At 61.3% G+C, this 26,591-nt stretch carries 25 protein-coding genes; 16 read left to right on the plus strand and 9 right to left on the minus strand.

Annotated features, from left to right (window positions below):
- Positions 1-49 precede the first annotated feature (49 nt).
- On the minus strand, positions 50-958 hold the full coding sequence (gene prmB, locus H045_RS12650; protein WP_015372558.1) for a 50S ribosomal protein L3 N(5)-glutamine methyltransferase: 909 nt from the start codon (positions 956-958) through the stop codon (positions 50-52).
- Between the two features lie 238 nt (positions 959-1,196).
- Between prmB and H045_RS12655 the strand changes: the two genes are divergently transcribed.
- From H045_RS12655 to H045_RS12675, 5 genes are all read left to right on the plus strand, one after another.
- Positions 1,197-1,787 carry a cysteine hydrolase family protein gene (locus tag H045_RS12655; protein ID WP_015372559.1) on the plus strand — a complete coding sequence of 197 codons (591 nt, stop codon included), beginning with the start codon at positions 1,197-1,199 and terminating at the stop codon, positions 1,785-1,787.
- A 135-nt stretch (positions 1,788-1,922) separates the two neighbouring features.
- The gene (locus H045_RS12660) at positions 1,923-2,243 is read left to right on the plus strand and encodes a hypothetical protein (protein WP_003236736.1); all 321 of its coding nucleotides are present in this window, start codon (positions 1,923-1,925) and stop codon (positions 2,241-2,243) included.
- A 74-nt stretch (positions 2,244-2,317) separates the two neighbouring features.
- Positions 2,318-2,875, plus strand: a complete 558-nt coding sequence (locus tag H045_RS12665; RefSeq protein ID WP_003236737.1) for a Smr/MutS family protein — start codon at positions 2,318-2,320, stop codon at positions 2,873-2,875.
- A 78-nt stretch (positions 2,876-2,953) separates the two neighbouring features.
- Positions 2,954-3,499: a GTP cyclohydrolase I FolE gene (gene folE / locus H045_RS12670; RefSeq protein ID WP_015372560.1), complete on the plus strand. Its 546-nt coding sequence runs from the start codon at positions 2,954-2,956 to the stop codon at positions 3,497-3,499.
- Positions 3,500-3,601: 102 nt separating this feature from the next.
- Positions 3,602-3,973 (plus strand): glutaredoxin family protein, encoded by a 372-nt coding sequence (locus H045_RS12675; protein WP_003236740.1) that lies wholly within the window; start codon positions 3,602-3,604, stop codon positions 3,971-3,973.
- A gap of 188 nt (positions 3,974-4,161) precedes the next feature.
- Here H045_RS12675 and H045_RS12680 read toward each other — a convergent pair whose 3' ends face one another.
- From H045_RS12680 to H045_RS12690, 3 genes are read right to left on the minus strand one after another with little or no spacing between them, the layout of a single operon-like run.
- Positions 4,162-4,476: an AtuA-related protein gene (locus H045_RS12680; RefSeq protein WP_003236742.1), complete on the minus strand. Its 315-nt coding sequence runs from the start codon at positions 4,474-4,476 to the stop codon at positions 4,162-4,164.
- Positions 4,473-5,798 (minus strand): acyclic terpene utilization AtuA family protein, encoded by a 1,326-nt coding sequence (locus H045_RS12685; protein ID WP_015372561.1) that lies wholly within the window; start codon positions 5,796-5,798, stop codon positions 4,473-4,475. Before H045_RS12685 ends, H045_RS12680 begins: the two co-directional genes overlap by 4 nt.
- Before the next feature lies 1 nt (position 5,799).
- Positions 5,800-7,092 carry a CitMHS family transporter gene (locus H045_RS12690; RefSeq protein ID WP_015372562.1) on the minus strand — a complete coding sequence of 431 codons (1,293 nt, stop codon included), beginning with the start codon at positions 7,090-7,092 and terminating at the stop codon, positions 5,800-5,802.
- A gap of 111 nt (positions 7,093-7,203) precedes the next feature.
- Here H045_RS12690 and H045_RS12695 point away from each other — a divergent pair, with 111 nt between their 5' ends.
- The gene (locus H045_RS12695) at positions 7,204-8,100 is read left to right on the plus strand and encodes a LysR family transcriptional regulator (protein ID WP_003236750.1); all 897 of its coding nucleotides are present in this window, start codon (positions 7,204-7,206) and stop codon (positions 8,098-8,100) included.
- A gap of 21 nt (positions 8,101-8,121) precedes the next feature.
- On the opposite strand, the gene H045_RS12700 is transcribed toward H045_RS12695, so the two are convergent.
- A complete protein-coding gene (locus H045_RS12700) occupies positions 8,122-8,724 on the minus strand; it encodes a glutathione S-transferase family protein (protein WP_003236752.1) in 603 nt (200 codons plus the stop codon).
- Positions 8,725-9,008: 284 nt separating this feature from the next.
- Here H045_RS12700 and H045_RS12705 point away from each other — a divergent pair, with 284 nt between their 5' ends.
- The gene (locus H045_RS12705) at positions 9,009-10,355 is read left to right on the plus strand and encodes an NCS2 family permease (RefSeq protein WP_041931508.1); all 1,347 of its coding nucleotides are present in this window, start codon (positions 9,009-9,011) and stop codon (positions 10,353-10,355) included.
- A gap of 33 nt (positions 10,356-10,388) precedes the next feature.
- Complete coding sequence (locus H045_RS12710; RefSeq protein WP_015372564.1) at positions 10,389-11,015, plus strand: LysE family translocator; 627 nt, start codon at positions 10,389-10,391, stop codon at positions 11,013-11,015.
- A gap of 28 nt (positions 11,016-11,043) precedes the next feature.
- Here the strand turns inward: H045_RS12710 and H045_RS12715 are convergent, their stop codons facing one another.
- Together H045_RS12715 and uraH are read right to left on the minus strand one after the other, a co-directional pair.
- Entirely contained in the window at positions 11,044-16,242 is a 5,199-nt protein-coding gene (locus tag H045_RS12715; protein WP_244159676.1) for a dermonecrotic toxin domain-containing protein, read from the minus strand.
- Positions 16,243-16,328: 86 nt separating this feature from the next.
- Positions 16,329-16,682 (minus strand): hydroxyisourate hydrolase, encoded by a 354-nt coding sequence (gene uraH, locus H045_RS12720; protein WP_003236761.1) that lies wholly within the window; start codon positions 16,680-16,682, stop codon positions 16,329-16,331.
- Between the two features lie 426 nt (positions 16,683-17,108).
- Between uraH and puuE the strand changes: the two genes are divergently transcribed.
- The 6 genes from puuE (at position 17,109) to H045_RS12750 (ending at position 22,625) form a co-directional block, all read left to right on the plus strand.
- A complete protein-coding gene (gene puuE, locus H045_RS12725; RefSeq protein WP_015372566.1) occupies positions 17,109-18,035 on the plus strand; it encodes an allantoinase PuuE in 927 nt (308 codons plus the stop codon).
- The gene (gene uraD, locus H045_RS12730) at positions 18,032-18,547 is read left to right on the plus strand and encodes a 2-oxo-4-hydroxy-4-carboxy-5-ureidoimidazoline decarboxylase (protein WP_015372567.1); all 516 of its coding nucleotides are present in this window, start codon (positions 18,032-18,034) and stop codon (positions 18,545-18,547) included. Before puuE ends, uraD begins: the two co-directional genes overlap by 4 nt.
- Before the next feature lie 40 nt (positions 18,548-18,587).
- Positions 18,588-19,583: an allantoicase gene (alc, locus tag H045_RS12735; protein ID WP_003236776.1), complete on the plus strand. Its 996-nt coding sequence runs from the start codon at positions 18,588-18,590 to the stop codon at positions 19,581-19,583.
- Between the two features lie 119 nt (positions 19,584-19,702).
- Positions 19,703-20,206, plus strand: coding sequence for an ureidoglycolate lyase (locus tag H045_RS12740; protein WP_003236778.1), 504 nt, complete (start codon positions 19,703-19,705; stop codon positions 20,204-20,206).
- A gap of 51 nt (positions 20,207-20,257) precedes the next feature.
- Positions 20,258-21,541: a urate hydroxylase PuuD gene (locus H045_RS12745; RefSeq protein WP_015372568.1), complete on the plus strand. Its 1,284-nt coding sequence runs from the start codon at positions 20,258-20,260 to the stop codon at positions 21,539-21,541.
- Between the two features lie 298 nt (positions 21,542-21,839).
- Positions 21,840-22,625: an outer membrane protein OmpK gene (locus H045_RS12750; RefSeq protein ID WP_015372569.1), complete on the plus strand. Its 786-nt coding sequence runs from the start codon at positions 21,840-21,842 to the stop codon at positions 22,623-22,625.
- Here H045_RS12750 and H045_RS12755 read toward each other — a convergent pair.
- Together H045_RS12755 and H045_RS12760 are read right to left on the minus strand one after the other, a co-directional pair.
- Complete coding sequence (locus tag H045_RS12755) at positions 22,622-23,758, minus strand: patatin-like phospholipase family protein (protein WP_003236784.1); 1,137 nt, start codon at positions 23,756-23,758, stop codon at positions 22,622-22,624. The genes H045_RS12750 and H045_RS12755 overlap by 4 nt on opposite strands.
- A gap of 29 nt (positions 23,759-23,787) precedes the next feature.
- On the minus strand, positions 23,788-24,723 hold the full coding sequence (locus H045_RS12760) for a lipid A biosynthesis lauroyl acyltransferase (protein ID WP_015372570.1): 936 nt from the start codon (positions 24,721-24,723) through the stop codon (positions 23,788-23,790).
- Between the two features lie 117 nt (positions 24,724-24,840).
- On the opposite strand from H045_RS12760, the gene minC reads away from it, so the two are divergent.
- Complete coding sequence (gene minC / locus H045_RS12765) at positions 24,841-25,578, plus strand: septum site-determining protein MinC (protein ID WP_003236787.1); 738 nt, start codon at positions 24,841-24,843, stop codon at positions 25,576-25,578.
- 199 nt (positions 25,579-25,777) lie between these two features.
- On the plus strand, positions 25,778-26,590 hold the full coding sequence (gene minD, locus H045_RS12770) for a septum site-determining protein MinD (protein ID WP_003236789.1): 813 nt from the start codon (positions 25,778-25,780) through the stop codon (positions 26,588-26,590).
- The last annotated feature ends 1 nt before the right edge of the window (position 26,591 follow it).

Below are 26,591 nucleotides of genomic sequence, written 5' to 3' on the forward strand. Positions count from 1 at the left end.
ATGTGGGAGGGGGAGCAAGCCCCCTCCCACATTTATCTTATTTCTTCAGTCAGACCCGGCCAGCAAAGACAGCCTGATGCTCGCGGCACTGTTCAGCCGTGAGCATGAACACACCATGCCCGCCGCGCTGGAAGTCCAGCCAGGCAAAATCCACTTCCGGGTACAGCGCCTCGACATGCACCTGGCTGTTACCCACCTCAACGATCAGCAAGCCCTTCTCGGTCAAGTGATCCGCCGCCTCGGCGAGCATGCGCCGCACCAGGTTCAAGCCGTCGTCGCCACAAGCCAGACCCAGCTCCGGCTCGTGCTGATATTCGTCGGGCATGTCGGCAAAGTCTTCGGCATCGACGTAGGGCGGATTGGACACGATCAGGTCAAAACGCTGACCCGGCAGGCCATCGAAGCCATCGCCCTGCACGGTGTACACGCGCTGGTCCACGCCGTGGCGCTCGATGTTCTGGTTGGCCACTTCCAGCGCTTCGAAGGACACGTCACCCAGCACCACTTCGGCCTCCTGGAACTCGTAGGCGCAGGCAATGCCGATGCAACCGGAGCCGGTGCACAGGTCGAGAATGCGCGCAGGCGGCTGGGCCAGCCAGGGTTCGAAGCGATTTTCGATGAGTTCGCCAATCGGTGAACGCGGGATCAGCACGCGCTCGTCGACGATAAACGACAGGCCGCAGAACCAGGCTTCCTTCAACAGGTACGCGGTGGGCACCCGCTCATGGATGCGGCGATGCAGCAAACGCTGCACGTGGGAGACTTCCTCTTCTTCGAGGTTGCAGTCCAGGTAGCTGTCGGCAATTTCCCAAGGCAGATGCAGGGCGCCGAGCACCAGTTGCCGGGCTTCGTCCCAGGCATTGTCGGTGCCGTGGCCAAAAAACAGGTCTTCCCCGTGGAAACGGCTGACAGCCCAACGGATATGGTCGCGCAAAGTGCGCAGGCGGGAAGTGATCACGGGGCAAGCTCCTGGAAAAAACGACTGGCGATTCTAACAGCCTTCGCCGGCACCGACGATGCGTGCAGAGCTTGCGCCACCTGTCGGATTTCATCCAAATGGCTGCCCCCAGGTTAAACAAGGCAGTCCCTTGACAGGGCTGCACCCCAGCAACGACGCAGCTTGCGATGGTAGCGATTCACAGAACCGCTCTGCCAGTGGACAATGTCGCAAACGCCCCCCTGACAGGAGCCCCAGAATGTCCGTTCCAAAGACGATGTTTCAACTCAGCGGTCGTGGTTACGCAGCAGCGAACCTTGCCCATGCGACCCTCGTGATCATCGACGCCCAGAAGGAATACCTCAGCGGCCCGCTCGCCCTTTCGGGCATGGACGCAGCCGTCGCCAACATCAGGCAACTGGTGACATCGGCGCGCAATGCCGGCCGGCCGATTGTGCATGTGCGTCACCTCGGCACCGTCGGCGGCCTGTTTGACCCCCAGGGCCAGCGCGGCGAGTTCATCCCCGGCCTTGAGCCTGAGGGTGACGAAACCATCATCGGCAAGCTGTTGCCAAGCGCCTTCCACGGCACCGGCCTGGAAAAACACCTGCAGGACCTGGGCTCGCTGGACCTGATCGTCTGCGGCTTCATGAGCCACTCCAGCGTCAGCACCACCGTGCGCGCCGCCAAGAACCTGGGCTTTCGCTGCACGCTGGTGGAAGACGCCTGCGCCACCCGCGACTTGCCTTGCAAAGGCGGGGTCCTGAGTGCCGAGCACGTGCAGCAGACCGAAATGGCCATCATGGCCGACAACTTTGCGACCCTCGCACTGACCAAAGATCTGGTTTGATCGACCTGCGGGTGAGCGGCGTGTTTAAACCCCACTCATCCGCAAAGTCCTTTCATTTGGCGCATTTACCCCTCTACCCGGAACAACCTGTGTATCTTCCGGTCGAAGGGCCGATACCCTGGAGGAAAGGTCGGAATGAAGATATCCGATGGTTTTGATGCTCGTCGCTTGCGCCCCAAGGGCCCGAGCAACTGGCGTCTGCGTCTGGTGGCGTGCTTTGCCGCGCTGCTGACGATGTGTGGTCTGTTGTTGGCCGGCGCTGGTGGCGCCGGTTTGTTTGGTCACTCACCGGCCCTTGGCGAACTGAACGCCAGCCCCGGTGGCTCGGCGATTCTGTTGGTCAGCGGCCTGTTGGTGCTGTGGTTGGGCGTATGGTTGTGGCGCCGCAGCCGTCGGAAAATGCGCCAGACCTCGTCATTGAATATCGCCTCGCACCTGATGAAAAAGCACGACTGATGGCGCCTGGATAGCGTTTCCTGCGCCCTGGCCGCCGCGATTAGGTAAACTGCCCGCCCTTCGCGGAGGCTGACATGCAAGACGACGACTTTTCCCTGTTCAAAAACGAGCTGCGCGGCGTCAAGCCGATCAAGCATGACCGCGCCGACACGGGCAAACCCAAGGCTGACCGCGCGCAGATCGCCAAACTGCGCCAGGCCGCCACCGTGCGCACCGATGCCACCACCGTGGATGGCCTGTCAGACCAGTTCGTGATCGATGTAGGCCCCGAGGACGAGTTGATGTGGGCCCGCGACGGCGTGCAGGAAAGCCAGATGCGCAAGCTCAAGCTCGGCCAGATCCCCTTCGAAGGCAGCCTCGACCTGCATGGCATGAACGTGGAAAAAGCCCGGGAAACCCTGTGGGCCTTTCTTGCCGAAGCCACGAAATTCGAAATCCGCTGCGTGCGCGTCACTCACGGCAAGGCGGTGCGCCTGGACGGCAAGCGGCCGATGATCAAGAGCCACGTCAACACCTGGCTGCGCCAGCACACCCAGGTGCTCGGCTTTACCTCCTGCCAGGCCCGCCACGGCGGTGCCGGTGCCGTGTATGTGATGCTCAAGCGCACCATGATGGAAGGCCGCGACGAGTAACAAGTGCCATCGTCAGGCTTGCAGCGATGTGTCCGCCCCCGTAACCTTGCGCTTTGCGAAAATCCAACAGGTAGTTTCATGTCCCTGGAACAGAATTACACCGCGATCCTCGGCCAGATCGGCGAGGACGTCTCCCGTGAGGGTCTGCTCGACACGCCCAAGCGTGCCGCCAAGGCGATGCAGTACCTTTGCCGCGGTTATGAACAGACACTTGAAGAAGTCACCAACGGTGCCTTGTTCAGCTCCGACAACAGCGAAATGGTGCTGGTCAAGGACATCGAGCTGTACTCGTTGTGCGAACACCACCTGCTGCCCTTTATCGGCAAGGCGCATGTCGCCTATATCCCGAGTGGCAAGGTGCTGGGCCTGTCGAAGGTTGCGCGGATTGTCGACATGTATGCGCGCCGCCTGCAAATCCAGGAAAACCTCAGCCGTCAGATCGCCGACGCGGTACTGCAAGTGACCGGTGCGCTGGGCGTGGCGGTTGTGATCGAAGCCAAGCACATGTGCATGATGATGCGCGGCGTGGAGAAACAGAATTCGTCGATGATCACTTCGGTGATGCTCGGTGAGTTCCGCGAAAACGCGGCCACCCGCAGCGAATTTCTCAGCTTGATCAAGTAACGGGCTGCTTCGATAAAAGCCGGCGTTCATCGCCGGTTTTTTTTCGCCTGCAGAATTCAGGTAAGCTGCCACCCCTTACGTTTAGGGCAAGAGGTTTCAGCCATGTTCGTCAAAGCACTTCGAGTGGGCCTGGGCCAACTCATCATCGCGGGCGACTTTGTTACCCGCCCGCGCAAGAAACAGCGCCCCGCCGAGCAACAGGCCAAGGTGAATGCGGCGGCCAGGGACCTGACCCTGTACCAGTTCCACGCCTGCCCGTTCTGCGTGAAAACCCGTCGCACCCTGCACCGCCTCAATGTGCCGGTGGCCTTGAAGGACGCGAAGAACAACGAACACGACCGCCAGACTCTGCTGGAGCAAGGCGGCAGGATCAAGGTGCCGTGCCTGCGCATCGAAGAGAATGGTCAGACCACCTGGATGTATGACTCCAAGGTGATCATCGACTACCTCGACAAGCGGTTTGCTTCTATCTGACAGACCTGCGATCCCTGTGGCGAGCAGGCTTGTCCTGCGTTGGGCTGCGCAGCAGCCCCAACACCAGGCGCTGAGCCGTATCAGGTACACCGCGTTTTGCTGGATTGGGGGCGCTTCGCACCCCAACGCGGGGCAAGCCCGCTCGCCACAACATGCCCGCTTGCCACTGTCCGAAGATTGGGTCACCTTCATTCAAATATTGTTAGCTCCAACAACGCCGAACCCAGGCACTTGCCGTGCGCGTCCAGCGCCAGCGAACGGGTCACGCCGCCACGCAGAATTCCCGGCAGCACGAAGTTCAGCGCCTGCACATTGGGTAGTTCATAGCGCCGCACTGGCGCAGCGCCCGGTTCGCGCAAACCCTCGAAAAACTGCGCCACGCGTTCGGCGGTCAGCTGTTCGGCCAACAGTGGGTAATCCTCGGCGCGGTAGGCAATGATCGAGATGTTCGACGTGTCGCCCTTGTCCCCGGTACGGGCGTGGGCCAGTTCATGCAGTTTCATGCTTGGATCCTCGCGTTGACCTGATCACGGGGCAGCATCAACGAGGCCACCGCCACCACCTGGCGTACGCTTTTGCTCGCACCGCCGCCGCCGGCCGGGCCGTTGGTGTAAAGGGTTTCCACTTCATTGCCGATGCGCACCGCGTCGCTGCGCTCGTCACAGCGCGCCGCCACGCGCAGGCGTACTTCCCACGGTTCGACGCTGCTGCGCGGGCCGTGCAGCGCGTCCATGCCGATCAACTCGGCGCGCACCTCCTGCAGCTTTACGCCCGTCAACGCCAGGCGCTTGAGTACGATGTCCCGCGCCAATTGCGCGCGCGCAACCGCTCCCGGCCCGCCGTAGGACATTTGCCCCTCGCCGATCCAGCCATCCAGATAACCGACGCTGACTTTCAGTTGCTCCGGCCGCGCCCGACCCGCCGCCCCCTTGGCGCGTACGCGGTCGGCGCCCTCTTGGGTAAATGCCACCCGGGAAAAGTCCGCCGTCACGTCCGGGGTCAGATACGCCGCCGGGTCATGCACTTCGTAGATCAACTGTTCGGTGCAAGTGGCGGGGCTGACGAGACCACCCGAGCCTGCCACTTTGGTGATCACTGCGGCGCCGTCCGCATCGATCTCGGCCAGCGGAAAGCCCAGCCGCGCCAAGTCATCCACATGCTTCAAACCAGGCTCGGCGAAGTAGCCACCGCTGACCTGCCCCGCACATTCAAGCAGATGCCCGACCAGGGTGCCGCGCCCCAGCAGCGTCCAATCGCTCGCTGCCCAGCCGAATTCAAACATCTGTGGCGCCAAAAACAACGAAGGGTCGGCCACCCGCCCGGTGATCACCACATCAGCATCCTCGCGCAGGGCGTCAAGAATGCCATCGACGCCCAGGTAGGCATTTGCCGAAACCAGCCGCGTTCCCAGCGAGCCGAGTGTCTGGCCGTTATCCAGCACATGTTCGGGACCCAGTTGCGCAAGTACATCATCCCCCACCACGGCCACGACCTTGCAGTTCAGGCCCAACTCACTGGCGATGCGCCGCACTTCGGCGGCTGCCGACACTGGGTTGGCCGCGCCCATGTTGGTGATCACGCGCAGGCGGCGCTTGCCCCGGTGATGGCCGACAAACGGCAACACTCGGCGCATGCGTTCGGCCAACAATGGGTCGTAACCGCCCGCCGGGTCATCGATGCGCGCCTGCTGAGCCAGGGCGATGGTGCGTTCGGCCAGGCATTCGAATACCAGGTAATCCAAATCGCCCTGTTCGGCCAATTCCACGGCCGGTTCGATACGGTCGCCGGAATAGCCGGCGCCGGAGCCAATGCGCAAGGTTTTCATCTCAGATAACTCCCAGGAGCAACGCGGTCAGGGTCATCAACACCGACGCGGCAAACAGAAACGGAATGGTGAAACGCTGGTGATCGGCCAGTTCGATCTTGCACAGGCCCACCAGCAGGAAGGTCGCCGGAGTCAGCGGGCTCACCGGAAAACCGGTGGTGTGTACGCCGAGCAACGAGGCCTGGGCCACTTGCAACGGGTCGACGCCCAGAGCCTTGCCGACTTCAGCGATCACCGGCATCACGCCGAAGTAATAGGAGTCGGGGTCGAACAGCATGCTCAACGGCATGGAGATAAAGCCCACCACCGCTGGAATCAGCTTGCCGTGACCGGCCGGAATCTGCGCCACCGCCACTTCGGCAATCGCCTTGAGCATGCCGGTGCCTTGCATGATGCCGGTGAATACCCCGGCGGCGAGCAGGATACTGGCCATGGTCAGGGCCGTCTTGGCATGTGCGTCGATGCGCGCGCGCTGGGCATCGACGTTGGGGTAGTTGATACACAGCGCCACCACCGTGCCGAGCATGAACATCACCACCGGATCGACCCAACCGGCGATCATCACAACCATGACCGCGAGGGTCAGCACCAGGTTGACCCAGAACAGCCGGGGGCGGCGCAGCTTGAGGTCGTCGTCGCTGAGCACCCGTTGCGGCACCGCATCCACAGTGGAGCCGGCGCCCAGGCCCAGGCGTTTTTCTTCACGCCGGCCCAGCCACCAGGCGCAGGCGAACACAAACATCAGGCCGACGAGTTGCACCGGGATCAGCGGCTGGAACAGGTCTGCCACCGGCACATGCAGCGCCGCCGACGAGCGCAGCACGGGGCCGGTCCAGGGCAGAAAGTTGACACCGGCGGCCATGGCGCATACGCACGCCAGGATGCGCTTGTCGATGCCCAGGCGGGTATACAACGGCAGCATTGCCGGCACCGTCACCAGGAACGTCACCGCGCCGGAGCCGTCCAGATGCACCAGCAGCGCCAGGGTCGCGGTGCCCACCACAATGCGCGTAGGACGCGTGCCGACCGTGCGCAGGATGCGATCGATGATGGGGTCGAGCATGCCGGCATCGGTCATGATCCCGAAGAACAGAATCGCGAACACAAACATGCCCACCACGGGGGCGACGTTCTTGATACCCGTGATGATAAAAGCGCTGGTTTGCAGACCGAACCCGCCGAGCAGCGCGGCGAGGATCGGCAATGCGATCAGGGCGACAAGGGGCGAGAGGCGTTTGCTCATGACGGCAGCGAGCAGGCACAGAATGGTGATGACACCCAGGGTGGCGAGCATGGGTTACTCCAGAGCGGCCTTGGTGGCCGGTTATTGTTTTACCCGGAGTATCAAAAGCACGCCTACCTTTGTAAATTGGAATATTCAGCCCCGTATGTTCGGAAAAACAAAATGAAAAACTCAGTCCAGCATATCCAGGCCTTCCTCGCCGTGGCGCGCCTGGGCAGCTTCGTCAAGGCCGCCAACGAACTGAACCTGTCGCCCTCGGCCCTCACCGTGCAGGTGCAACAGCTGGAGGACTGGCTGGGTGTCGCCCTCCTCGACCGCAGCCCGCGTCACTTGAGCCTCACCGCTGCGGGCCGGGACGCGCGTATTCCCATGGAAAAACTGCTGCTGGATCTGGACAACATTGTCACCGGCTCGCGCGATCTCGCGGCGCTGCGCCGGGGCGTGGTCACCCTCGCCGCCCTGCCCTCGGTGTGCGCCGATACCCTGCCCCCGGCCCTGCGCCTGTTTCGCGAGCGCTTCGCCGGCATTGAAGTGCGCCTGCATGACCTGGTGGCCCAGCGCATTCACGCCGAGGTCCGCGCCGGCGTGGTGGACTTCGGTATCGGCGTGCGCGCCAGGCTCAGCCATGGCCTGGATTTCGTGCCAGTGCTCAATGACCGACTGTGCGCGTTCGTGCCGCTGGATCACTGCCTCAGTCGCCATCGTCGGGTGACGCTGGCGCAACTGGCGGAGCACCCGATCATCCTCACCGGGCGCGACAGCAGCGTGCGCGAGCAAGTGGACAGGCTGTTCGATGAGACGCGGTTGACGATGAACGCGGGAATTGAGGCCAACTACATGTCGACGGTGCTGGCACTGGTGCGCCAGGGGTTGGGGATCAGCGTGTTGCCGGAGTCGGCGGCGGACAGCCTGGAGGGATTACAGCGCGTTGATATCGATCATCCCGGCGTCAACCGGGAGATCGGGTTGATCAGCCGCACAGGAATCGCATTAAGCCCGGCGGCACAGCGCTGCTTCGAACTGCTGCATGACCAGTTATCTGAATCACGCTCGAACTGAATGCAGGAACGAGCGCATCGATCAATCCAGCATTGCCACATGCCCGGGGTGGCCGGCCACGCGCGCCAGCCAAGCCTGCACGCCCGGATAGGCGTCCAGCTCAAACCCGCCCTCATGGGCCACGTGGGTGTAGGCATACAACGCCACATCGGCAATCGAGAACTGCTCTCCCACCAGGTATGGCGTCAGTTGCAGTTGGCGTTCCATCACCTTGAGCGCCTTGTACCCGCCTTTGTGCAACTTCTTGTATTCCTCTTGACGGTCCTGGGGCAGCCCCAGGTAAAACTGGATAAACCGCGCCACCGCAATGTACGGCTCGTGGCTGTACTGCTCGAAAAATTGCCACTGCAACACCTGGGTACGCAGGCGCGGCTCGCTGGGCAGGAACTCGCTGCCATCGGCAAGGAAGTTGAGGATCGCGTTGGATTCCCACAGGCAGGTGCCGTCTTCGAGTTCCAGCACGGGAATCTTGCCATTGGGGTTCTTCGCCAAAAATTCGGGGGTCTCGGTGTCGCCGTTGAGAATATCCACATCGATCCATTGATACGGGATGCCCAGCAGGCTGAGCATCAATTTGACCTTGTAGCAGTTGCCCGACTTGTAATCGCCATAAACCTTGTACATGGAACTCCCCTTGTGCCGATGACGCGTGCTGAGCCAATGCTGGCGCCAACAAGGTGCGGGTGTCGAGCAGTTGTTTCAAGACGGCGGAACGAATAAACCCCGGACCCGACAGGCGAGCGCAAAATAGAAAACACTGTTTGCTTTATTTGTATACAAAAGCATAATCCATTTCGTGCGAGTTCCTGACTAAATGGTCAACAAACTCGTCACTCCCTCACAGCGCTCCAGCCCCTTCAGGCATGCAGCGCTGGACATAACAATAAAACGCTTGAGGAGTACACGCAGTGGATAGCCGCAAACCCGACGCTTCTACGCTCGACCTCGCCGCGCCGCGAGGCGGCTTGCTGGAACGCCTGTTCAAACTGCGCGCGCATCGCACCACGGTGAAGACCGAATTGCTCGCCGGCCTGACCACCTTCATCACCATGGCCTACATTATCTTCGTCAACCCCAACATCATGGCCGACGCCGGCATCGATCACGGCGCGGCCTTCGTCGCCACCTGCATCGCCGCCGCGCTGGGCTGCCTGCTGATGGGCCTGTACGCCAACTGGCCAGTGGGCCTGGCGCCCGGCATGGGGCTCAATGCGTTCTTCACCTACACCGTGGTCGGTACCATGGGCTACAGCTGGGAAACCGCACTCGGCGCGGTGTTCGTTTCCGGCGTGCTGTTCATGATTCTCACCTTGTCGCGCATCCGGGAATGGCTGCTCAACAGCATTCCAGTGAGCCTGCGCCACGCGATGGGCGCTGGAGTTGGCCTGTTCCTCGGGGTGATCGGCCTGAAAACCGCTGGCATTATCGTCGACAGCCCGGCCACCCTGATCAGACTCGGCTCGCTGCATGAGCCGGCGCCGCTGCTGGCGGCGGTGTGCTTCCTGCTGATTGCGATCCTGAGCTATCACCGGGTGTTCGGCGCGATCCTGATCAGCATCATCGCCGTAACCCTGGCCGGCTGGGGCCTGGGCCTGGTGCACTACAACGGCATTCTCGCCGCCCCACCAAGCCTGGCACCGACCTGGATGGCAATGGACGTGATGGGTGTGTTCAATGTGAGCATGATCAGCGTGGTATTTGCCTTTCTGTTTGTACACATGTTCGACACTGCCGGTACACTGATGGGCGTTGCGCAACGGGCAGGCCTGGTGAAAGCCGACGGCAGGATCGACAACCTGTCCCGCGCCCTGAAGGCCGACAGCGCATCCAGCGTGTTCGGCGCCATGGTCGGCGTGCCGCCGGTCACCAGTTATGTGGAAAGCGCTGCGGGCGTCGCGGCGGGCGGGCGCACCGGGCTGACGGCGGTGACCGTGGGTATCCTGTTCGTGGCGGCGATGTTTTTTGCGCCATTGGCGGGCATGATCCCGGCGTATGCCACCGCCGGCGCGCTGATCTACGTGGCGATGCTGATGATGGGGAGCATGGCCCATATCAATTGGGACGAGGCCACCGACAGCATTCCGGCGATTGTCACCGCGATCATGATGCCGCTGACGTTTTCGGTTGCCGACGGGATTGCCCTGGGTTTTATTACGTACGTGGCGCTCAAGGCCGGCACCGGCAAGTCCCGGGAGATTTCGGTCAGCCTGTGGGTGCTGTGTGCGATCTTTATCGCCAAGTTCGTGTGGTTATGAAAACGTGTAGTCGCCAAACTCTGGAGCAACGAAATGACGCTTGAAACCTGGCTGCTGTTCAGCGGCGCCGCCTTGATCGTGATCCTGATTCCAGGCCCGCTGTCGCTGCTGATGATCAGCAACAGCCTCAACTACGGCTTGCGGCGCTCGTACCCGGCGTTTCTCGGCGGGGTGTTCGCTTCGATCTGCCTGTTGAGTGCTTCGGCGCTGGGCCTGGGCGCGTTGTTATTGGCGTCGGAGCAGGTGTTCAACGCGCTGAAAATCGTCGGTGCGCTGTACCTGTTCTACCTCGCCTGGCAAAGCTGGCAGCAGTCGCGCCTGCCGGCCCAGGCGGCCAATGTGCCACAGGCGCCGGCCGTGCCGCGCTTTCGTGCGTTGTTTGGCCGCGCCTTCGTGCTGGGCGCGAGCAACCCCAAGGACATCCTGTTTTTCGCCGCTTTCCTGCCGCAGTTTCTCAGCGCTCAGCAATCGTTCCTGCCGCAACTGCTGATCATGATCGCGACCTGGACAGTACTCGACCTGCTATGCAAGCTGGCCTACGGCCTGGGCGCCCATGGCGCGGCGCGCTACCTGCGCAGCGGTGCCGGCCAGAGCTGGTTCAACAAAGTCAGTGCCGCCCTGTTTTCATGCGCTGGCGCGGCCTCGTTGATCAGTCGGTAGCCGCCGCTTGCAGGTGGCGGCAGACTCATCACAGATCTGCCGGCCGCAGGAAATACACAGTAGCCGGGTAAGTACTTTGAATACCCGCAAACAATTTGACCAGGCGCCCCTCTTTCAAAGCCGCCATGACCGGCCTTAGCAGGCGGGGGTATATAGCGCTCTTGTCCTGCAACCAGGCATCGGAGAGTAATCGTTCTCTACCGTACTTCATGGTCAGGGTCCTGGCATCCATCCATTTGGGTACGATGTAGTACAGGTGTGTGGATGAGGGGTGTGTAGCCAGCAACTGGGGAAATTTAGGCGTATAGGTGAAGTCCAGAGGCTCAACCTGAAAGCCCATGCTCTGCAGAACGCGCTTGGCCGCGTCTGCCGACGCATTGGAGCGCCCAAGTGTGAGGGTGCTCCGGCCTTTTGGCTTGCTGAACAACGATGCATCGAGGGCCTGGGGCAGGTAAAAATCAATGCGCTCAAAACCGCCAGCCTCACCGTCCACCCCAACGTACAGACTGCTCATGCGCCGCGGACGCATTGGTCGAAGCATTTTCAGTAAATCATCAGTCTGGGCCATGAGCCCCGCAGCCGCGGGCGTCCACCTGTCCAGCGCGGCGCGTATGTTCAACAAGCGCGTGGTCGTCAGGGGCTGACGGCCTGAATCGGCCAATTCCACCAGCCTGTAGGCTGCCTGTTGAGCGCTGAAATTCGTCATGTCCGGAAAACCGGTTTTTATGGACGTGGACAACGGCTCACTGAACAGCGGTGCCCGCGAGGTCCACCGCAAGTCTTCGCTGAAGGTAAACAGTACCGGTTGCGCAACGGTCGTATCGCCCAGGCGCAAACCAACACCCTCTACACTGTCAAAAAGTGATCCCGGCGGATTGATGAACAGCACATTGGGGTGGGCCTGTGAACCGGACGGAAGGGTTTCATAAAAACGCTCGCCTATCTTCAGGCTCGGATTGGCAGCACCCTGGACGTTGTAGAGTTTGCTGCCTGGGGATACCGGCGTTGCGTTATCCACATCGAGCACTCGACCCCATTCGCGCCAGGCACTCGTCGGGTGTCGCGCCCTTCTGGCCAGCTGTATGGCCGAAGCGGCGGGTGGCGCGCTCCAACTGACGGGAGTCGCCAGCGAGGTGGGCGGCGTTTGCCAAAGAGGAGTGCTGCGGGAACTTGGACCGGGCGTCGGCTCCGGGGCATCAGCCCCCAACAACCATTCCCGTGGTTCCTCAATGAACAAAAACAGCTCGTTCTCCCCAGGGGTTTGCCTGTTTTTCAAGCGAAGCTGTTGCTCCCCTTTACGCTGATACACACCGTAACGCGCGCCCTTGGCGTCGACCACAAACTGTTCTGCGTTTTTGATCAGCGAGCCTTTATGGTGTGGCCTTTTCAGCTCGATTGCATCGCTGACGGCACCGGAAATCCTGTAAGGCTCCAACCCTTTGCCGGTCATGGGTGACGAGGGCCGTCGCATGGCCCCTTCACCCTGGCGTCGATGATGGCGTCGCAACTGCCTGAGGCCCTTGTTCAGCAAACTTGCAGAGGCCTGTGCCCCGACCTTGCCCGGCTGCGCAGACTTTGCGGACATGAACGTCATGGCCATTTCCAGGAGGACTTGATGCAGGGCAATCACCAAGTCCAACGCATTTTCGGCAGTGCCACTGTGATAAAGACGCCGAGCGGCGAGTAGCGCTTCGTAGGACAGCACGCCGATGGACACGAAGGGTATCAGCGACAAAAAACCTCTGACCCTGCGATCTGCCTGCTCGCCCAATCGCCACTCACGATAAGCGTCCAGATAGGCCTGAGCATTGGATTCTGCACGGCCCTGGCGCTGCACCTGCATGACCTGCGCGTGCGCCAACGCGCCCACCATATTGCCGGCGTCGGTTTCGGTCAGCGCCAGCCATCCAGAGGGTGCAACCTTCTGCTGTTCAAGGATCTCCGCCTGAATTTCGGACAATGCCGTCGCCGGAAACACGCGGTGCGATTCAAACCATCGGTAGAGACGCCTGGCCGATAACACTGCGCGCGCGCCCTCAAACGAGTGCAGTGCAAAGAGGTTCAGCTGCTCCAGTGTGCTGCGCCAGCGTCCCTGCGGCTCAACCACCGGCGTGAGCCCGCCCGGATAACCGGCAAGTGCCTTGAACTCGGAATCGGGCGCGATGTGTCTGGCCAGCTCGACGGCTTTTTCCCGTGGCTGCAGGTGCATCATCAGCGCTGCCAGCAGCGCGTCGCGGTTGGGGTATTCCGACAACACCGGGTAATCGGACTGGCCTGGCCAATAAAGAAGGCATTGCTCACCCTCGCGGTCCTGAATCACCACAATCCCGGCAACATGCCGCGCCCATGGTACGGTCAGCGCCTCAAGCCTCAGGAAACACAAACGCAAAGCCTTTTTCGCCTTCACCGCGCGCTTGAACAGCAGCACGCCATATTCGCTCAGGTTCAGGTGTTCGGCACGGATCAGATCCAGCCTGGTTTGCCGCTGAACAGGCCTGCGCAGCAGTTCGTGCAGCAGCGGCGCGGTGCGCGCAGTCGCCTCGACATCGCCCTCACCGTAGCAAACGCTGAGCACCTTGCGATCATACTGCCCCCCTATGTCCAACGCCGAAATCGTCTTGATCAGGTAGTCCACGTTCAAACGCGTGCGCCAGGCCGGATCGAGGTAGCGCGTGTGATTCAGCCGCCACCGCGTCCAGGGTGCCTGCGGGTCGAGGTTGCTCAATGCAAGCTGCATAAAGCTGAACGTGCTGCGCTCCTTGCTGACCACGATTTTAGGACCCGACTCACCTGCAGTGCGCTCAGGATGACTGGCCCACATGCTGCTCACATCATCTGGAATGTCGAACAGGGGTTTGTCGATATCCAATTCGGGATAAAAACCGTCGGCGGTCAACTGGCGGGTCAGCAAGGGACGAGCGAAGGTTTCCACGTCCCCCAGTTGGGTGACCAGGTAACGCTGCAAATTGAGTTCACTGCGGTGCTGATGACGCATGTGCCGCTGGTAGCTTCTGCGCTTGGACGCCGGCAAACGGGTATGCCACGCCGGCAGTTTGGTTGCGAGCCCTGCGGCGATCATCACCGTCTGCACTTGGGCCAACGCCACCTCCCTGGCCTCGCTGGCCGGCACCTGCAGGCTTTGCACGAACTCGGCCGACAACAAGGTTGTCGCCAGGGCAGCGTCTGTGATCTCGGTAAATACCTGCGCGCCCTGCTGCACTTTCTGCCGGGCATCAGTGAAACCGTTGATCTGTTCATTCAATCCGCTCAGCAACACCTCGCCTTCAATGTCTTCAAAGGTCAGCACCACCGGCTCGTCTGCCTTGAGCCCTCGGGCCCAGGCTCGCGCAGCGTTACGCTCGCTGCGCCCGATGCATTGCCACAGCCCCCCTGGTTCGGCGGATTTGAAACTGGCCTGCACGCAGCGCTCCAATAGCGCCAGGGTCCTGAACCGCTGCATTCCGCCTGCCACCCCGGGTACGTAAAGCACGACCGCCTGACGGGTGTTTATGGTTGAGGGAACCGCATCACTGGCCAGCACGAACGCAGCCTGCAATCGGTAGCGCGGCTGCCTCTCGGCGCCCACGGTGATCGACAGCACCCTGAAGCCGCAATTGCGCCATTGCAGGGGTTTATCAACCAGCAGGCTGAGCCAATCCAGCAGCATTTTGTCGATGAACTGCAATCGATACTGCAGTTGGGCCTCTTTGATGAGCGCGGCGCCCCGGATCGATAGCAGACGCCGTTGAAGGCTCGCCTGGTCGGCGCCATCACCGTTCCAGAATGCCTGGTCATGCAGGCGGTCCTCGCTGCCTTCAAGCAAGGCCGATCCCTGGGCACGCAACGCCAGCCATTGACTGTGCTCGGCGGTGAAGGCCACATAGTCCGCGTTTTGCACCTCGGGTTTGTGCGGGTCGAGCAAGGCCCCCAATGCTCTTTCATACAGGCGCTGCTTCATTTCACGGATGCGCAATGGCAGATGCCTGGAGAGGCTGGCGAAGCTGATTTCCAGATGTCGCTGTTTTTGATCCAGCACCAGTAGCTGTGCCAGCGCCGACTTCAAGCCGGGGGTGACGCCGATCTGGCTGCGCCCTCGCTCCACCACCAGCAACCGCTGCGAGGGGCTCATATAAGCCCCCTTGATCGCATTGCCGGGAAACAGAAACGCGATGTTGATATCCATCAAGGTCGCCAGTTCGTTATCCCATTGCACGTCCAAAAGTGCCGTGGCGCTGTGCTTGATGGCGTCTTCGACGATCAACGGGCCCACCTGCCCCGCCACGAAAGGCAGCAATGACGATGCCGTCACATCGGGCAGCTCATGGCGCCTGCGCAGCGCCAGCAGCGGCCACAATGTCTGCACATGAGCACTCACCAGCGCGGGAAATTGCTGTTGCCACTGCGCCCGTGTTTCGAACTCGTAAAACACCGGCGTCAGGCCCGGCAAAAACAGCACCTGGCGCGCATCGTCCTGCGCCTTGTCGTAGTAAAGATGCAGGGCACCACTGAAGGGAATCGAGCCCTGCAACTGGCCCGGACAGACGACCTGTGCAACGCGTAAATGGGCCCATTCGCCGCCTGCGCGTGCGCGCTGCACAGGGGTCGGCGCTTCAACCATCGCCATGATCATCGCCAATCCAGCATCGGATAACTGATTCAAGCCATGCACCAGCACAGCCTGGTCAGCGATGAACAACCCATGCAACTCGCACCAGCGGTCCCTGCGGGAAATGAAGCCGCTGCTGGACAGCGCTTGCCACGCGGCCGGCACCGAGGATTCGATGCGCTTCAGCAGATCCACATCCAGTACACGCCCCAGAACATCATCGGCCAGTTGCCTGGCCTGGCACGCCTGCTCGCTCAATCGGCCCTTGCTGATGCACGCACGCTCAGCCAGCAGCCTCATCACCGTATCGGTCAAATTGCGGTTCCACCGGGGCGCATCGGGAGACAGCGGCACATTGAGCAGCAAGGCGTCGGGGTCCATTTGGAATGTGTCGCGCAGGGTCTGGCGGATCAGCCGGCTGATCCTCGGCGACACCCGCTGCGCCTGCTGCAGCAAATGGATATGACGCTCGCAACGGGAGTTGGCCAGGTAAAGCTCATTGAGCTGCCGGCTGGATCTGGGGATGGCCATGAGATGGTCAAGCATCAGGCTGCTGCCTTGCTCGCCCCCTCGTTGCCGTGGCGTGTGCTCGTCGGCCGCTACCTGATGTCCGGATTCCATATCTACATCCACTTTTTTGCTTGAAAAAAGCAGGGTAGATAGCCAGCAAGGGGTTCAGGCGTTAATTAAATAACCAGGCGTGGGGCTCAGCTGCCGCGATAGGTGGAGTAGCTGTAAGGCGAAATCAACAAGGGAACATGGTAGTGATCCTGTTCGGCACTGATACCAAAACGTAGCACCACCACATCCAGAAAAGCCGGCTCGGGCAACTGCACACCCCGTGCGCGATAGTAATCGCCGGCACTGAACTGCAACTGGTACACGCCGCTGCGATAGTCGTCGCCCTGCAGCAGTGGCGCGTCGCAACGTCCGTCGCTGTTGGTCAGCGCCGTGGCCACCCGCACCAGTTGCGCACCCTCGACGCGGTACAGCTCGACCTGAATATGGCTGCCGGGGCAGCCGTGTGCGGCGTCCAAAACGTGCGTGGTCAAGCGTCCCATGGCGGTGTGCGCCTCCCGAAGTCAGTGAAAGAAGGGGCCGCACTTTTTCAGGGCAGCAAAAAGTCGGCGATGACCGATTAAGACACTTTTTAAAAAAACTGTACACAATAATTTCAACACGCGCCGCCCCCTTGCAGCAGCGAGCTTGCTCGCGAAAAACCTCAACGATAATGCGCTCTTTCAGTTTAAAAGTGGCGCAGTGGAGATCTTCGCCAGCAAGCGCTCTTCTGCCCTAACATTTTTGTGGATTAGCTGACCAGTCAGGCAAGTTTCTTGCAGTGATTTACCCAGGAAAAAATGCAGAAACGCAGGCTTACAAATTTCGCGGCAAGTTGTATACAATCACTCATTGCCGTGACGCCGCCCGCGTTTTCACGGCCCTGGCCGCCACACACCTGCTACCACGCACAAAGAAGGAAGACTGCAGTGAGCGCTGACTACCCACGCGACCTGATCGGTTACGGCAGTAACCCGCCTCACCCCCATTGGCCGGGCGAGGCACGTATCGCGCTGTCGTTCGTGCTCAACTACGAAGAAGGTGGCGAGCGCAACCTTCTGCACGGCGATAAAGAGTCCGAAGCCTTCCTTTCGGAGATGGTCTCGGCCCAGCCGCTGCAGGGCGCGCGCAACATGAGCATGGAGTCGCTGTACGAATACGGCAGCCGTGCCGGCGTATGGCGCATCCTCAAGTTGTTCCAGCAGTTCGATATCCCGCTGACCGTCTTCGCCGTGGCCATGGCCGCCCAGCGCCACCCGGACGTGATCCGTGCGATGGTCGACGCCGGCCACGAAATCTGCAGCCACGGCTACCGCTGGATCGACTATCAGTACATGGACGAGGCCCAGGAGCGCGAGCACATGCGCGAGGCGATCCGCATCCTTACCGAGCTGACCGGCGAACGACCGCTGGGCTGGTACACCGGCCGTACCGGCCCCAATACCCGGCGGCTGGTGATGGAAGAAGGCGGTTTCCTGTACGACTGCGACACCTACGACGATGACCTGCCCTACTGGGAACCGAACACCCCCAACGGTAAACCGCACCTGGTGATCCCCTACACCCTCGACACCAACGACATGCGCTTCACCCAGGTGCAAGGGTTCAACAAGGGCGATGACTTTTTCGAATACCTCAAGGACGCCTTCGACGTGCTCTACGCCGAAGGCGCCGAGGCACCGAAGATGCTTTCGATCGGCCTGCATTGCCGCCTGATAGGCCGCCCGGCACGCCTGGCCTCGCTCAAGCGCTTCATTGAGTACGCCAAAGGCCATGAACAGGTGTGGTTCACCCGTCGCGTCGATATCGCGCGACACTGGCACCAAACCCACCCCTGCACGGGAGCGGCGAAATGACTGCGTTCCAAACCCTGAAACCTTCGACCCTGAGCCGCGACGCCTTCGTCCAGGCCTTTGCCGATATTTACGAACACTCACCATGGGTAGCCGAAAAGGCCTACGACCTGGGCCAGGATGTTTCCATCGACCAGATCGAAACCCTGCACCAGCGCATGAGCGATATCCTGTTGAGCGCTGATCATCAAAGCCAGTTGGCCCTGATCAATGCTCACCCGGACCTGGCAGGCCGTGCCGCCGTCCAGGGCCAACTGACCCAGGCCAGCACCCATGAACAAGCGGGCGCGGGTATTCACCAGTGCACGGCCGAAGAGTTTTTGCGCTTCACCGAACTGAACGACGCCTACAAGGCCAAATTCAAATTTTCCTTCATCATGGCGGTAAAGGGCAGCAACCGGCACCAGATCCTCGCGGCGTTCGAAACGCGCATTCATCATTCGGTCGACACCGAATTCAAATGCGCACTGGACGAGATCAACAAGATCGCGTTTTTCCGTTTACTCACCCTCTGAAGACCCGCCCCAGCCACTCAACTCAAGGCAGACAAGAAGAATGAAAGCTTACGCCGCACCTTTCGAGAAGTTCGTCAACCTGGCCGATGCCCGCCTGGGCACCAAGATCATCTCCGTGACAGATGACTGGTTCGCCGACGCCAACCGCCTGTTCCAACCGACTCCGGCCGTGTGGAAGGAAGGCGTGTTCGATGACAATGGCAAGTGGATGGACGGCTGGGAATCGCGCCGCAAGCGCTTCGAAGGCTACGACAGCGCGGTAATTCAGTTGGGCGTGCCCGGCTCGATCAAGGGCGTGGACATCGACACCTCATTCTTCACCGGCAACTACCCGCCGTCGGCGTCCCTCGAAGCGTGCTTCCTGGCAAGCGGCGAGCCGGATGACAACACTCAGTGGGTTGAAGTGCTGTCGGCCGTCGAGCTGCAGGGCAACAGCCATCACTTCCACGAGATCAACAACGACCAGGCGTTCAGCCATCTGCGCTTCAATATCTACCCGGATGGCGGCGTGGCCCGTCTGCGGGTGTACGGCGTGCCGTTCCGCGACTGGTCGGCGGTGGGCGACAACGAACAGCTCGACCTGGCCGCGGCCTTGAATGGCGGTCGTGCGCTGGCCTGCTCCGATGAACATTTCGGACGCATGAGCAACATCCTCAACCCGGGCCGTGGCGTCAACATGGGCGATGGCTGGGAAACCGCGCGTCGCCGCACGCCCGGCAATGACTGGGTGATCGTCGCCCTGGGCCATGCCGGCGTGGTCGAAAAAATCGTCGTCGACACCCTGCACTTCAAGGGCAACTACCCGGACACCTGCTCGATCCAGGGTGCTTTCGTGAAAGGCGGCACTGACAGTCAGATCGAAACCCAGTCGCTGTTCTGGCGCGAACTGCTGCCGGCGCAGAAGCTGGAAATGCACGCCGAGCATACGTTTGCCGAGCAGATCAAGGCGCTGGGGCCGATTACCCATATCCGCCTGAACGTGTTCCCGGATGGTGGGGTGAGTCGCCTGCGCGTGCTGGGCAAGGTCGCCAAGTAAGCGGTGACCCCATCGCAGGCAAGCCAGCTCCCACAGGGGAATGCATTGCAACTGTGGGAGCCGGGCTTGCCCGCGATAGCGCCAGAACCAACAACACAGAATCCGGATAAGAGACAGCCATGCGCACACTGATGATCGAACCCCTGACCAAAGAAGCCTTCGCCCCTTTCGGTGACGTGATCGAAACCGACGGCAGCGATCACTTCATGATCAACAACGGGTCGACCATGCGCTTTCACAAGCTGGCAACGGTAGAAACCGCCCAGCCTGAAGACCACGCCATCATCAGCATCTTCCGCGCCGACGCGCAGCACATGCCCATGACCGTGTGCATGCTGGAACGACACCCGCTGGGCAGCCAGGCTTTCATTCCGCTGCTCGGCAACCCCTTTCTGATCGTGGTCGCGCCACTTGGCGATGCACCGGTATCAGGCTTGGTCCGCGCCTTCGTCACCAACGGCAGGCAGGGCATCAATTACCATCGCGGCGTCTGGCACCACCCGGTGCTGACGATCGAAAAGCGGGATGACTTCCTGGTGGTTGATCGCAGTGGCACAGGTAATAACTGCGATGAGCATTTTTTCAAAGAGGATGAGCGGTTGATCCTCGCCCCCCACCAATAAGAGAAGGCCGGATCACCCGACAACAAGGGTGACAGGCGAGAGGTAAAGACTGTGGAAGCACATCTGTTGGAATGGCTGAACCTCAGCGTGCGCTGGGTTCACATGATCACCGGCGTCGCCTGGATCGGCGCTTCTTTCTACTTTGTCTGGCTGGAAAACAACCTCAACCGCGTCAACCCCAAAAGCGGTCTGGCCGGCGACTTGTGGGCGATCCACGGCGGCGGCATCTATCACCTGGAAAAATACAAACTGGCCCCGCCGACCATGCCGGACAACCTGCACTGGTTCAAATGGGAGGCCTACTTCACCTGGATGTCGGGCGTTGCGTTGCTGTGCGTGGTGTTCTACTGGAACCCCACCTTGTACCTGCTGGCCCCGGGCAGCAGCCTCAGCGGCACCGAAGGCGTGTTGCTGGGCATCGGCTCGCTGTTTGCAGGCTGGTTCATCTACTCGTTTCTCTGCGACTCGGCCCTGGGCAAGCGTCCCGCCCTGCTCGGCCTGATCCTGTTCGTGCTGTTGATTGCCGCAGCCTACGGCTTCAGCAGGGTGTTCAGCGGCCGTGGCGCCTACCTGCACGTGGGTGCGGTGATCGGCACGATCATGGTGGGCAACGTGTTCCGCATCATCATGCCGGCCCAGCGTGCGCTGGTGGCGGCCATCGCGGAAAACCGCACGCCGGATCCTTCGCTGCCGGCCAAGGGCTTGCTGCGTTCACGCCACAATAACTACTTCACCTTGCCGGTGCTGTTCATCATGATCAGCAACCACTTCCCGAGTACCTACGGCAGCCAATACAACTGGCTGATACTGGCGGGCATCGCGGTGGTGGCGGTGCTGGTGCGGCATTACTTCAACACCCGGCACAACAGCCAGAAGTACGCATGGACCTTACCAGTGGGCGCCTTGGCGATGATTTGCCTGGCGTACGTGACCGGGCCCAGGCAGCCGGTGGATGTGGCCAAGGCGCCGGCCGCCATCGAGTACCAGCCGTTGCCGGAAACCGCGCTGGGGGGCGGCTTGAAACCCGCCGCTCCCGCCGCACCGCCTGCCGACCCCACACCGGCCCAGGCCGCCATCGATTTCGGCCAGGTGCACAGCGTGATCGAACAGCGCTGCACCGTGTGCCATTCGGCCAAGCCTACCAGCCCGTTGTTCAGCACCGCGCCGGCCGGCGTGATGTTCGACACCCCGGCGCAGATCCAGCAGCAGGCCGCGCGCATCCAGGCACAGGCCATTGCCAGCCCGATCATGCCGCTGGGCAACATTACCCAGATGACCCAGCAGGAGCGGGACTTGATCGGCACTTGGATCAACCAGGGCGCGCACATCAACTGACGGGCTGACGCACATCCAATTGTGGAAGGGGGGCTTGCTCCCTTCCACAGGGAAAAGTGATGTGTTCGCTCATGAAGCGCAGTGCGTGACCCGTGCGCCGCAACGGCGCACTTGAGCCGGCGTGCTGGAGTCAGTATTCTCCGCGCCCGCTCGAATTGATTGCCGCTGCCTGCCTTGGCGCGGCTCTTGCTATCAGTATCAAAGCTGACCGATCAGACGATTTTTTTCAGCGAACCCAAAGGCGCCACACCAGAGCGCCATGAGAAGAAAAACACCACCTTAAACTCGGGAGCACCGAATGAAACCTATGTTCAAAGGCCTGATGCTGGCAGGATCCCTGCTGGCCGGCGGCCAGGCCGTGGCCGATGATTTGCTGCAGTGGCAGAACAACAGCCTGACGTACCTGTGGGGCAAAAACTTTACGGTCAATCCGCAGATCCAGCAAACCGTGACCTTCGAACATGCCGACGCCTGGAAGTACGGCGACAACTTCTTTTTCCTTGATCGCATCTTCTACAACGGCAAGGAAGACGGCAACGTCGGCCCGAACACGTACTACGGCGAGTTCAGCCCGCGCCTGTCATTCGGCAAAATTCTGGACAAGGACCTGTCGCTCGGCCCGATCAAGGACGTGTTGCTCGCCTTCACCTACGAGTTCGGCGAAGGCGATAACGAGTCCTACCTGCTCGGCCCGGCCTTTGATTTGAACATCCCCGGTTTTGACTATTTCCAGCTGAACTTCTACCAGCGCCAGACCGAAGGCAATCGCCCGGGCGACGGTGTGTGGCAGATCACGCCGGTGTGGGCCTACACCCTGCCGGTGGGCAATTCGAACATCCTGATCGATGGTTTCATCGACTGGGTGGTGGACAACGACCGTAACGCCCGTGGCACTTACCACGCCAACCTGCACTTCAACCCGCAGGTTAAATACGACCTGGGCAAGGCGCTGCATTGGGGCGAGAAACAGCTATACGTCGGTTTCGAGTATGACTACTGGAAGAACAAGTACGGGATCGAAGATTCCGGCGCGTTCAAGACCACCCAGGACACGGCGAGCTTTTTGGTCAAATACCACTTCTAAGCGCTGATTGAGGGCAGGCCGAGAAAGCGCGTGATTTCCTCGCGCTTGGCCAATGCATCGCGCCTGCCCAACTCAATCAACTCGCCGCAATACCCCGCCTCGAACAACAAGTAACTCAACACCCCCGCCCCGCTCGTCTTCGTCGCCCCCGGCCCCTTCAAAAACACCCGCAGCGCCGCCGGCAACTCCTGGCGATGCCGTGCGGCAATTTCATCGAGCGGCTGGCTGGGCGCGATCACCAGCACATCCACCGCCGCAACACCGGGCGCGCAATGGCTGAACGTGTTCAGACGCTCCAGCAGCTCGATATCGCTCTCCAGGCTGTCGATGAACGTGCTGTTGAGCATATGCCCGCCGATCTGCGCCAGGGTAGGTTGCTGGCCGGTAAAGCTGCGCGGCATCGACGGTTCATGACTGCGTGGATTGCCGCTGACACCGACCACCAGCACCCGACTGGCGCCCAGGTGCAGCGCCGGACTGATCGGGGCGGATTGACGCACCGCGCCGTCGCCGAAGTATTCCTCGTCGAGCTTTACCGGAGCGAACAGCAAGGGGATCGCGGAGCTTGCCAGCAGGTGCTCGACGGTCAGTTGCGTGGGGACGCCGGTGCGCCGATGGCGCAACCAGGCCTCAATGGTGCCGCCGCCCTGATAGAAGGTCACCGCCTGCCCGGATTCATAGCCAAAGGCTGTGACCGCGACGGCATGCAGGTGCTGGTTGCGGATCGCCTCATCGATACCCGGCAAGTGCAGTTTGTCCTGCAGCAAATCGCGCAGAGGCAAGCTGTCGAGCAGCGCCACCGGAAATTGCCGTCCAATGCCGAGCAGGCTGTGGATGAAAAACCGACTGGCCTGGCGAAGCACTCCGGGCCAGTCGCTGCGCACCACCTGATGGCTGCCAATACCCTGCCAGAACGCCGTAAGCCGTTGGATCGCCGCGCGAAAATCCATCGCACCACTGGCCAGGCTCACGGCATTGATCGCCCCGGCCGAGGTGCCGACGATCACCGGAAACGGATTGGGCGCCCCGGGCGGCAACAGCTCGGCAATCGCCGCCAGTACCCCCACCTGATAGGCCGCTCGCGCTCCGCCGCCGGAAAGAATCAAGCCTGTGACCGGTTCGGCTGGGCGCATTGCGTCACTCCATGTGGGGAAAACGGCGGTTATCGACGGCGTTTTTCGTACAGTTTGGGCTCGCCCGGTGGCCGGCTCTTGAAGCGGCGGTGGGTCCACAAATATTGCTCGGGGCATTCCCGCACTGCAGCTTCGACCCACTGATTGATCCGCAGGCCGTCGGCTTCATCGCTCGCGCCGGGGAAGTCGGTGAGTGGCGCGTGGATCACCAGGCGATAGCCGCTGCCGTCGGCCAGGCGCTGCTGGGTGAACGGCACCACCAGCGCCTTGCCGAGTTTGGCGAACTTGCTGGTGGCGGTGACGGTGGCGGCCTGGATGCCGAACAGCGGCACGAAAACGCTCTGCTTGGCGCCATAGTCCTGATCCGGTGCGTACCAGATGGCGCGCCCGGCGCGCAGCAGCTTGAGCATGCCGCGCACGTCTTCTCGCTCAACCGCCAGCGAGTCGAGGTTGTGCCGCTCGCGGCCACGGCGCTGGATATAGTCGAACAGCGGGTTGCCGTGCTCGCGGTACATGCCGTCGATGGTGTGCTTCTGACCAAGCAGGGCGGCGCCGATTTCCAGGGTGGTGAAGTGCAGGGCCATGAGGATCACGCCCTTGCCGTCCAGTTGCGCCTGCTTGAGGTGTTCAAGCCCTTCGACGTGCGCCAGGCGCGCCAGGCGCTGGCGCGACCACCACCAGCTCATGGCCATTTCGAAGAAGGCGATGCCAGTGGAGGCGAAGTTTTCCTTGAGCAGGCGCTTGCGCTCCTGGGCGCTCTTCTGCGGGAAGCACAGCTCGAGGTTGCGCGCGGCGATACGGCGACGCTCGCCGGCCACGCGGTACATGCCCGCGCCAAGCAGGCGACCAATGGTCAGCAGCGCGCGGTACGGCAATTGGGTGACCAGCCACAGCAGGCCGAGCCCCAGCCATAACAGCCAAAAACGCGGATGAAAAAATGCAGCTCGAAAACGCGGGCGATCCATTACAGATTCCGGTAAAGACAGGGCCGCGCATTCTACAACGGTTCGACTCGGCTTGCGGCCAGTGGATGTTCTCGTTATAAGTCTCGACACTTTTCGTGACAAGCCGCTTTGCCGACCATGAGCCAAACCGAACCGCTAGACCAAGATCCCGTGTTCCAGCTGAAAGGCAGCATGCTCGCCATCACCGTGCTGGAACTGGCCCGCAACGACCTCGACGCCCTGGACCGCCAGCTCGCCGCCAAGGTCGCCCTCGCGCCGAACTTCTTCAACAATGCCCCGCTGGTGCTGGCCCTGGACAAATTGCCCGCCGGCCAGGGCGCCGTCGACCTGCCCGGCCTGATGCGCGTGTGCCGCTCCCACGGCCTGCGCACCCTGGCGATTCGCGCCAGTCGGATCGAAGACATTGCCGCAGCCATCGCAATCGAACTGCCCGTACTGCCGCCGTCCGGCGCGCGCGAGCGTCCGATCGATCCAGGCGAAGGCGAGGTGAAGAAAAAACCGGAAAAACCGGCGGAGCCGCTGATCAAGCCTACAAAGATCATCACCACGCCCGTACGCGGTGGGCAGCAGATTTACGCCCAGGGTGGCGATCTTGTTGTGGTCTCCTCGGTCAGCCCCGGTGCGGAACTTCTCGCCGATGGCAATATCCATGTATACGGTCCGATGCGCGGCCGTGCACTCGCCGGCATCAAGGGTGATACCAGGGCCCGTATTTTCTGCCAGCAGTTGACCGCCGAGCTGGTCTCCATCGCGGGTCAGTACAAGGTTGCCGAAGATTTACGCCGCGACCCGCTGTGGGGGGCCGGGGTCCAGGTCAGCCTGTCGGGCGATGTGTTGAACATCACCCGTCTTTAACGGATACTGCCGCATTTTCCAAGCATCTCTAGACTCTGATAGCAAAGCGAAACCGGCAATACTTGCGTAGGAATAACTGAAAGTTGGCGTCCCCCGTGGAAACCGAGTCTTTTTCCTGCACAGGCTGTCCGCCTGCAGCGAGTTTCAAGAGATGTTTTTCAGGGGCTGAAAAGTCCTTTTTCCTTAGGGGTGAAACACCTTGGCCAAGATTCTCGTGGTTACATCCGGCAAGGGTGGTGTGGGTAAGACCACCACCAGCGCCGCTATCGGTACCGGCCTCGCACTGCGCGGCCACAAGACAGTCATCGTCGACTTCGACGTCGGTTTGCGTAACCTTGACCTGATCATGGGTTGCGAGCGCCGCGTGGTGTACGACTTCGTCAACGTGGTAAACGGCGAAGCCAACCTGCAGCAGGCCCTGATCAAGGACAAGCGTCTTGAGAACCTGTACGTGCTGGCCGCCAGCCAGACCCGTGACAAGGACGCACTGACCAAGGAAGGCGTGGGCAAAGTCCTCGCCGAACTGAAGGAAACCTTCGAATACGTGGTGTGCGACTCCCCGGCCGGTATCGAAACCGGTGCTCACCTGGCGATGTACTTCGCCGATGAGGCCATTGTCGTCACCAACCCGGAAGTGTCGTCGGTACGTGACTCGGACCGCATGCTCGGCCTGCTGGCCAGCAAGTCCCAGCGTGCCGAGAAAGGCGAAGAGCCGATCAAGGAACACCTGCTGCTCACCCGCTACAACCCTGAGCGCGTCAATAATGGCGAAATGCTCGGCGTGGAAGACGTCAAGGACATCCTCGCGGTGACCCTGCTGGGTGTGATCCCGGAATCCCAGGCGGTGCTCAAGGCCTCCAACCAGGGCGTGCCGGTGATTCTCGATGACCAGAGCGACGCCGGCCAGGCCTACAGCGATGCGGTTGATCGCCTGCTGGGCAAGACCGTTGACCATCGCTTCCTCGACGTCAAGAAGAAGGGATTCTTCGAGCGTATCTTTGGAGGCAATTGAA

The organism is Pseudomonas poae RE*1-1-14 (assembly GCF_000336465.1).
GTDB classification, from domain to species: domain Bacteria; phylum Pseudomonadota; class Gammaproteobacteria; order Pseudomonadales; family Pseudomonadaceae; genus Aquipseudomonas; species Aquipseudomonas poae.

Coding starts and splice junctions, on each gene's coding strand:
- minC (WP_003236787.1), top strand. CDS start 24,841: ATGAGCCAAACCGAACCGCTAGACCAAGATCCCGTGTTCCAGCTGAAA.
- H045_RS12715 (WP_244159676.1), bottom strand. CDS start 16,242: ATGGAATCCGGACATCAGGTAGCGGCCGACGAGCACACGCCACGGCAA.
- H045_RS12695 (WP_003236750.1), top strand. CDS start 7,204: ATGAAAAACTCAGTCCAGCATATCCAGGCCTTCCTCGCCGTGGCGCGC.
- H045_RS12680 (WP_003236742.1), bottom strand. CDS start 4,476: ATGAAACTGCATGAACTGGCCCACGCCCGTACCGGGGACAAGGGCGAC.
- H045_RS12660 (WP_003236736.1), top strand. CDS start 1,923: ATGAAGATATCCGATGGTTTTGATGCTCGTCGCTTGCGCCCCAAGGGC.
- uraH (WP_003236761.1), bottom strand. CDS start 16,682: ATGGGACGCTTGACCACGCACGTTTTGGACGCCGCACACGGCTGCCCC.
- H045_RS12700 (WP_003236752.1), bottom strand. CDS start 8,724: ATGTACAAGGTTTATGGCGATTACAAGTCGGGCAACTGCTACAAGGTC.
- H045_RS12760 (WP_015372570.1), bottom strand. CDS start 24,723: ATGGATCGCCCGCGTTTTCGAGCTGCATTTTTTCATCCGCGTTTTTGG.
- H045_RS12755 (WP_003236784.1), bottom strand. CDS start 23,758: ATGCGCCCAGCCGAACCGGTCACAGGCTTGATTCTTTCCGGCGGCGGA.
- H045_RS12675 (WP_003236740.1), top strand. CDS start 3,602: ATGTTCGTCAAAGCACTTCGAGTGGGCCTGGGCCAACTCATCATCGCG.
- H045_RS12750 (WP_015372569.1), top strand. CDS start 21,840: ATGAAACCTATGTTCAAAGGCCTGATGCTGGCAGGATCCCTGCTGGCC.
- H045_RS12685 (WP_015372561.1), bottom strand. CDS start 5,798: ATGAAAACCTTGCGCATTGGCTCCGGCGCCGGCTATTCCGGCGACCGT.
- H045_RS12665 (WP_003236737.1), top strand. CDS start 2,318: ATGCAAGACGACGACTTTTCCCTGTTCAAAAACGAGCTGCGCGGCGTC.
- H045_RS12690 (WP_015372562.1), bottom strand. CDS start 7,092: ATGCTCGCCACCCTGGGTGTCATCACCATTCTGTGCCTGCTCGCTGCC.
- alc (WP_003236776.1), top strand. CDS start 18,588: ATGAAAGCTTACGCCGCACCTTTCGAGAAGTTCGTCAACCTGGCCGAT.
- H045_RS12740 (WP_003236778.1), top strand. CDS start 19,703: ATGCGCACACTGATGATCGAACCCCTGACCAAAGAAGCCTTCGCCCCT.
- H045_RS12655 (WP_015372559.1), top strand. CDS start 1,197: ATGTCCGTTCCAAAGACGATGTTTCAACTCAGCGGTCGTGGTTACGCA.
- uraD (WP_015372567.1), top strand. CDS start 18,032: ATGACTGCGTTCCAAACCCTGAAACCTTCGACCCTGAGCCGCGACGCC.
- folE (WP_015372560.1), top strand. CDS start 2,954: ATGTCCCTGGAACAGAATTACACCGCGATCCTCGGCCAGATCGGCGAG.
- H045_RS12710 (WP_015372564.1), top strand. CDS start 10,389: ATGACGCTTGAAACCTGGCTGCTGTTCAGCGGCGCCGCCTTGATCGTG.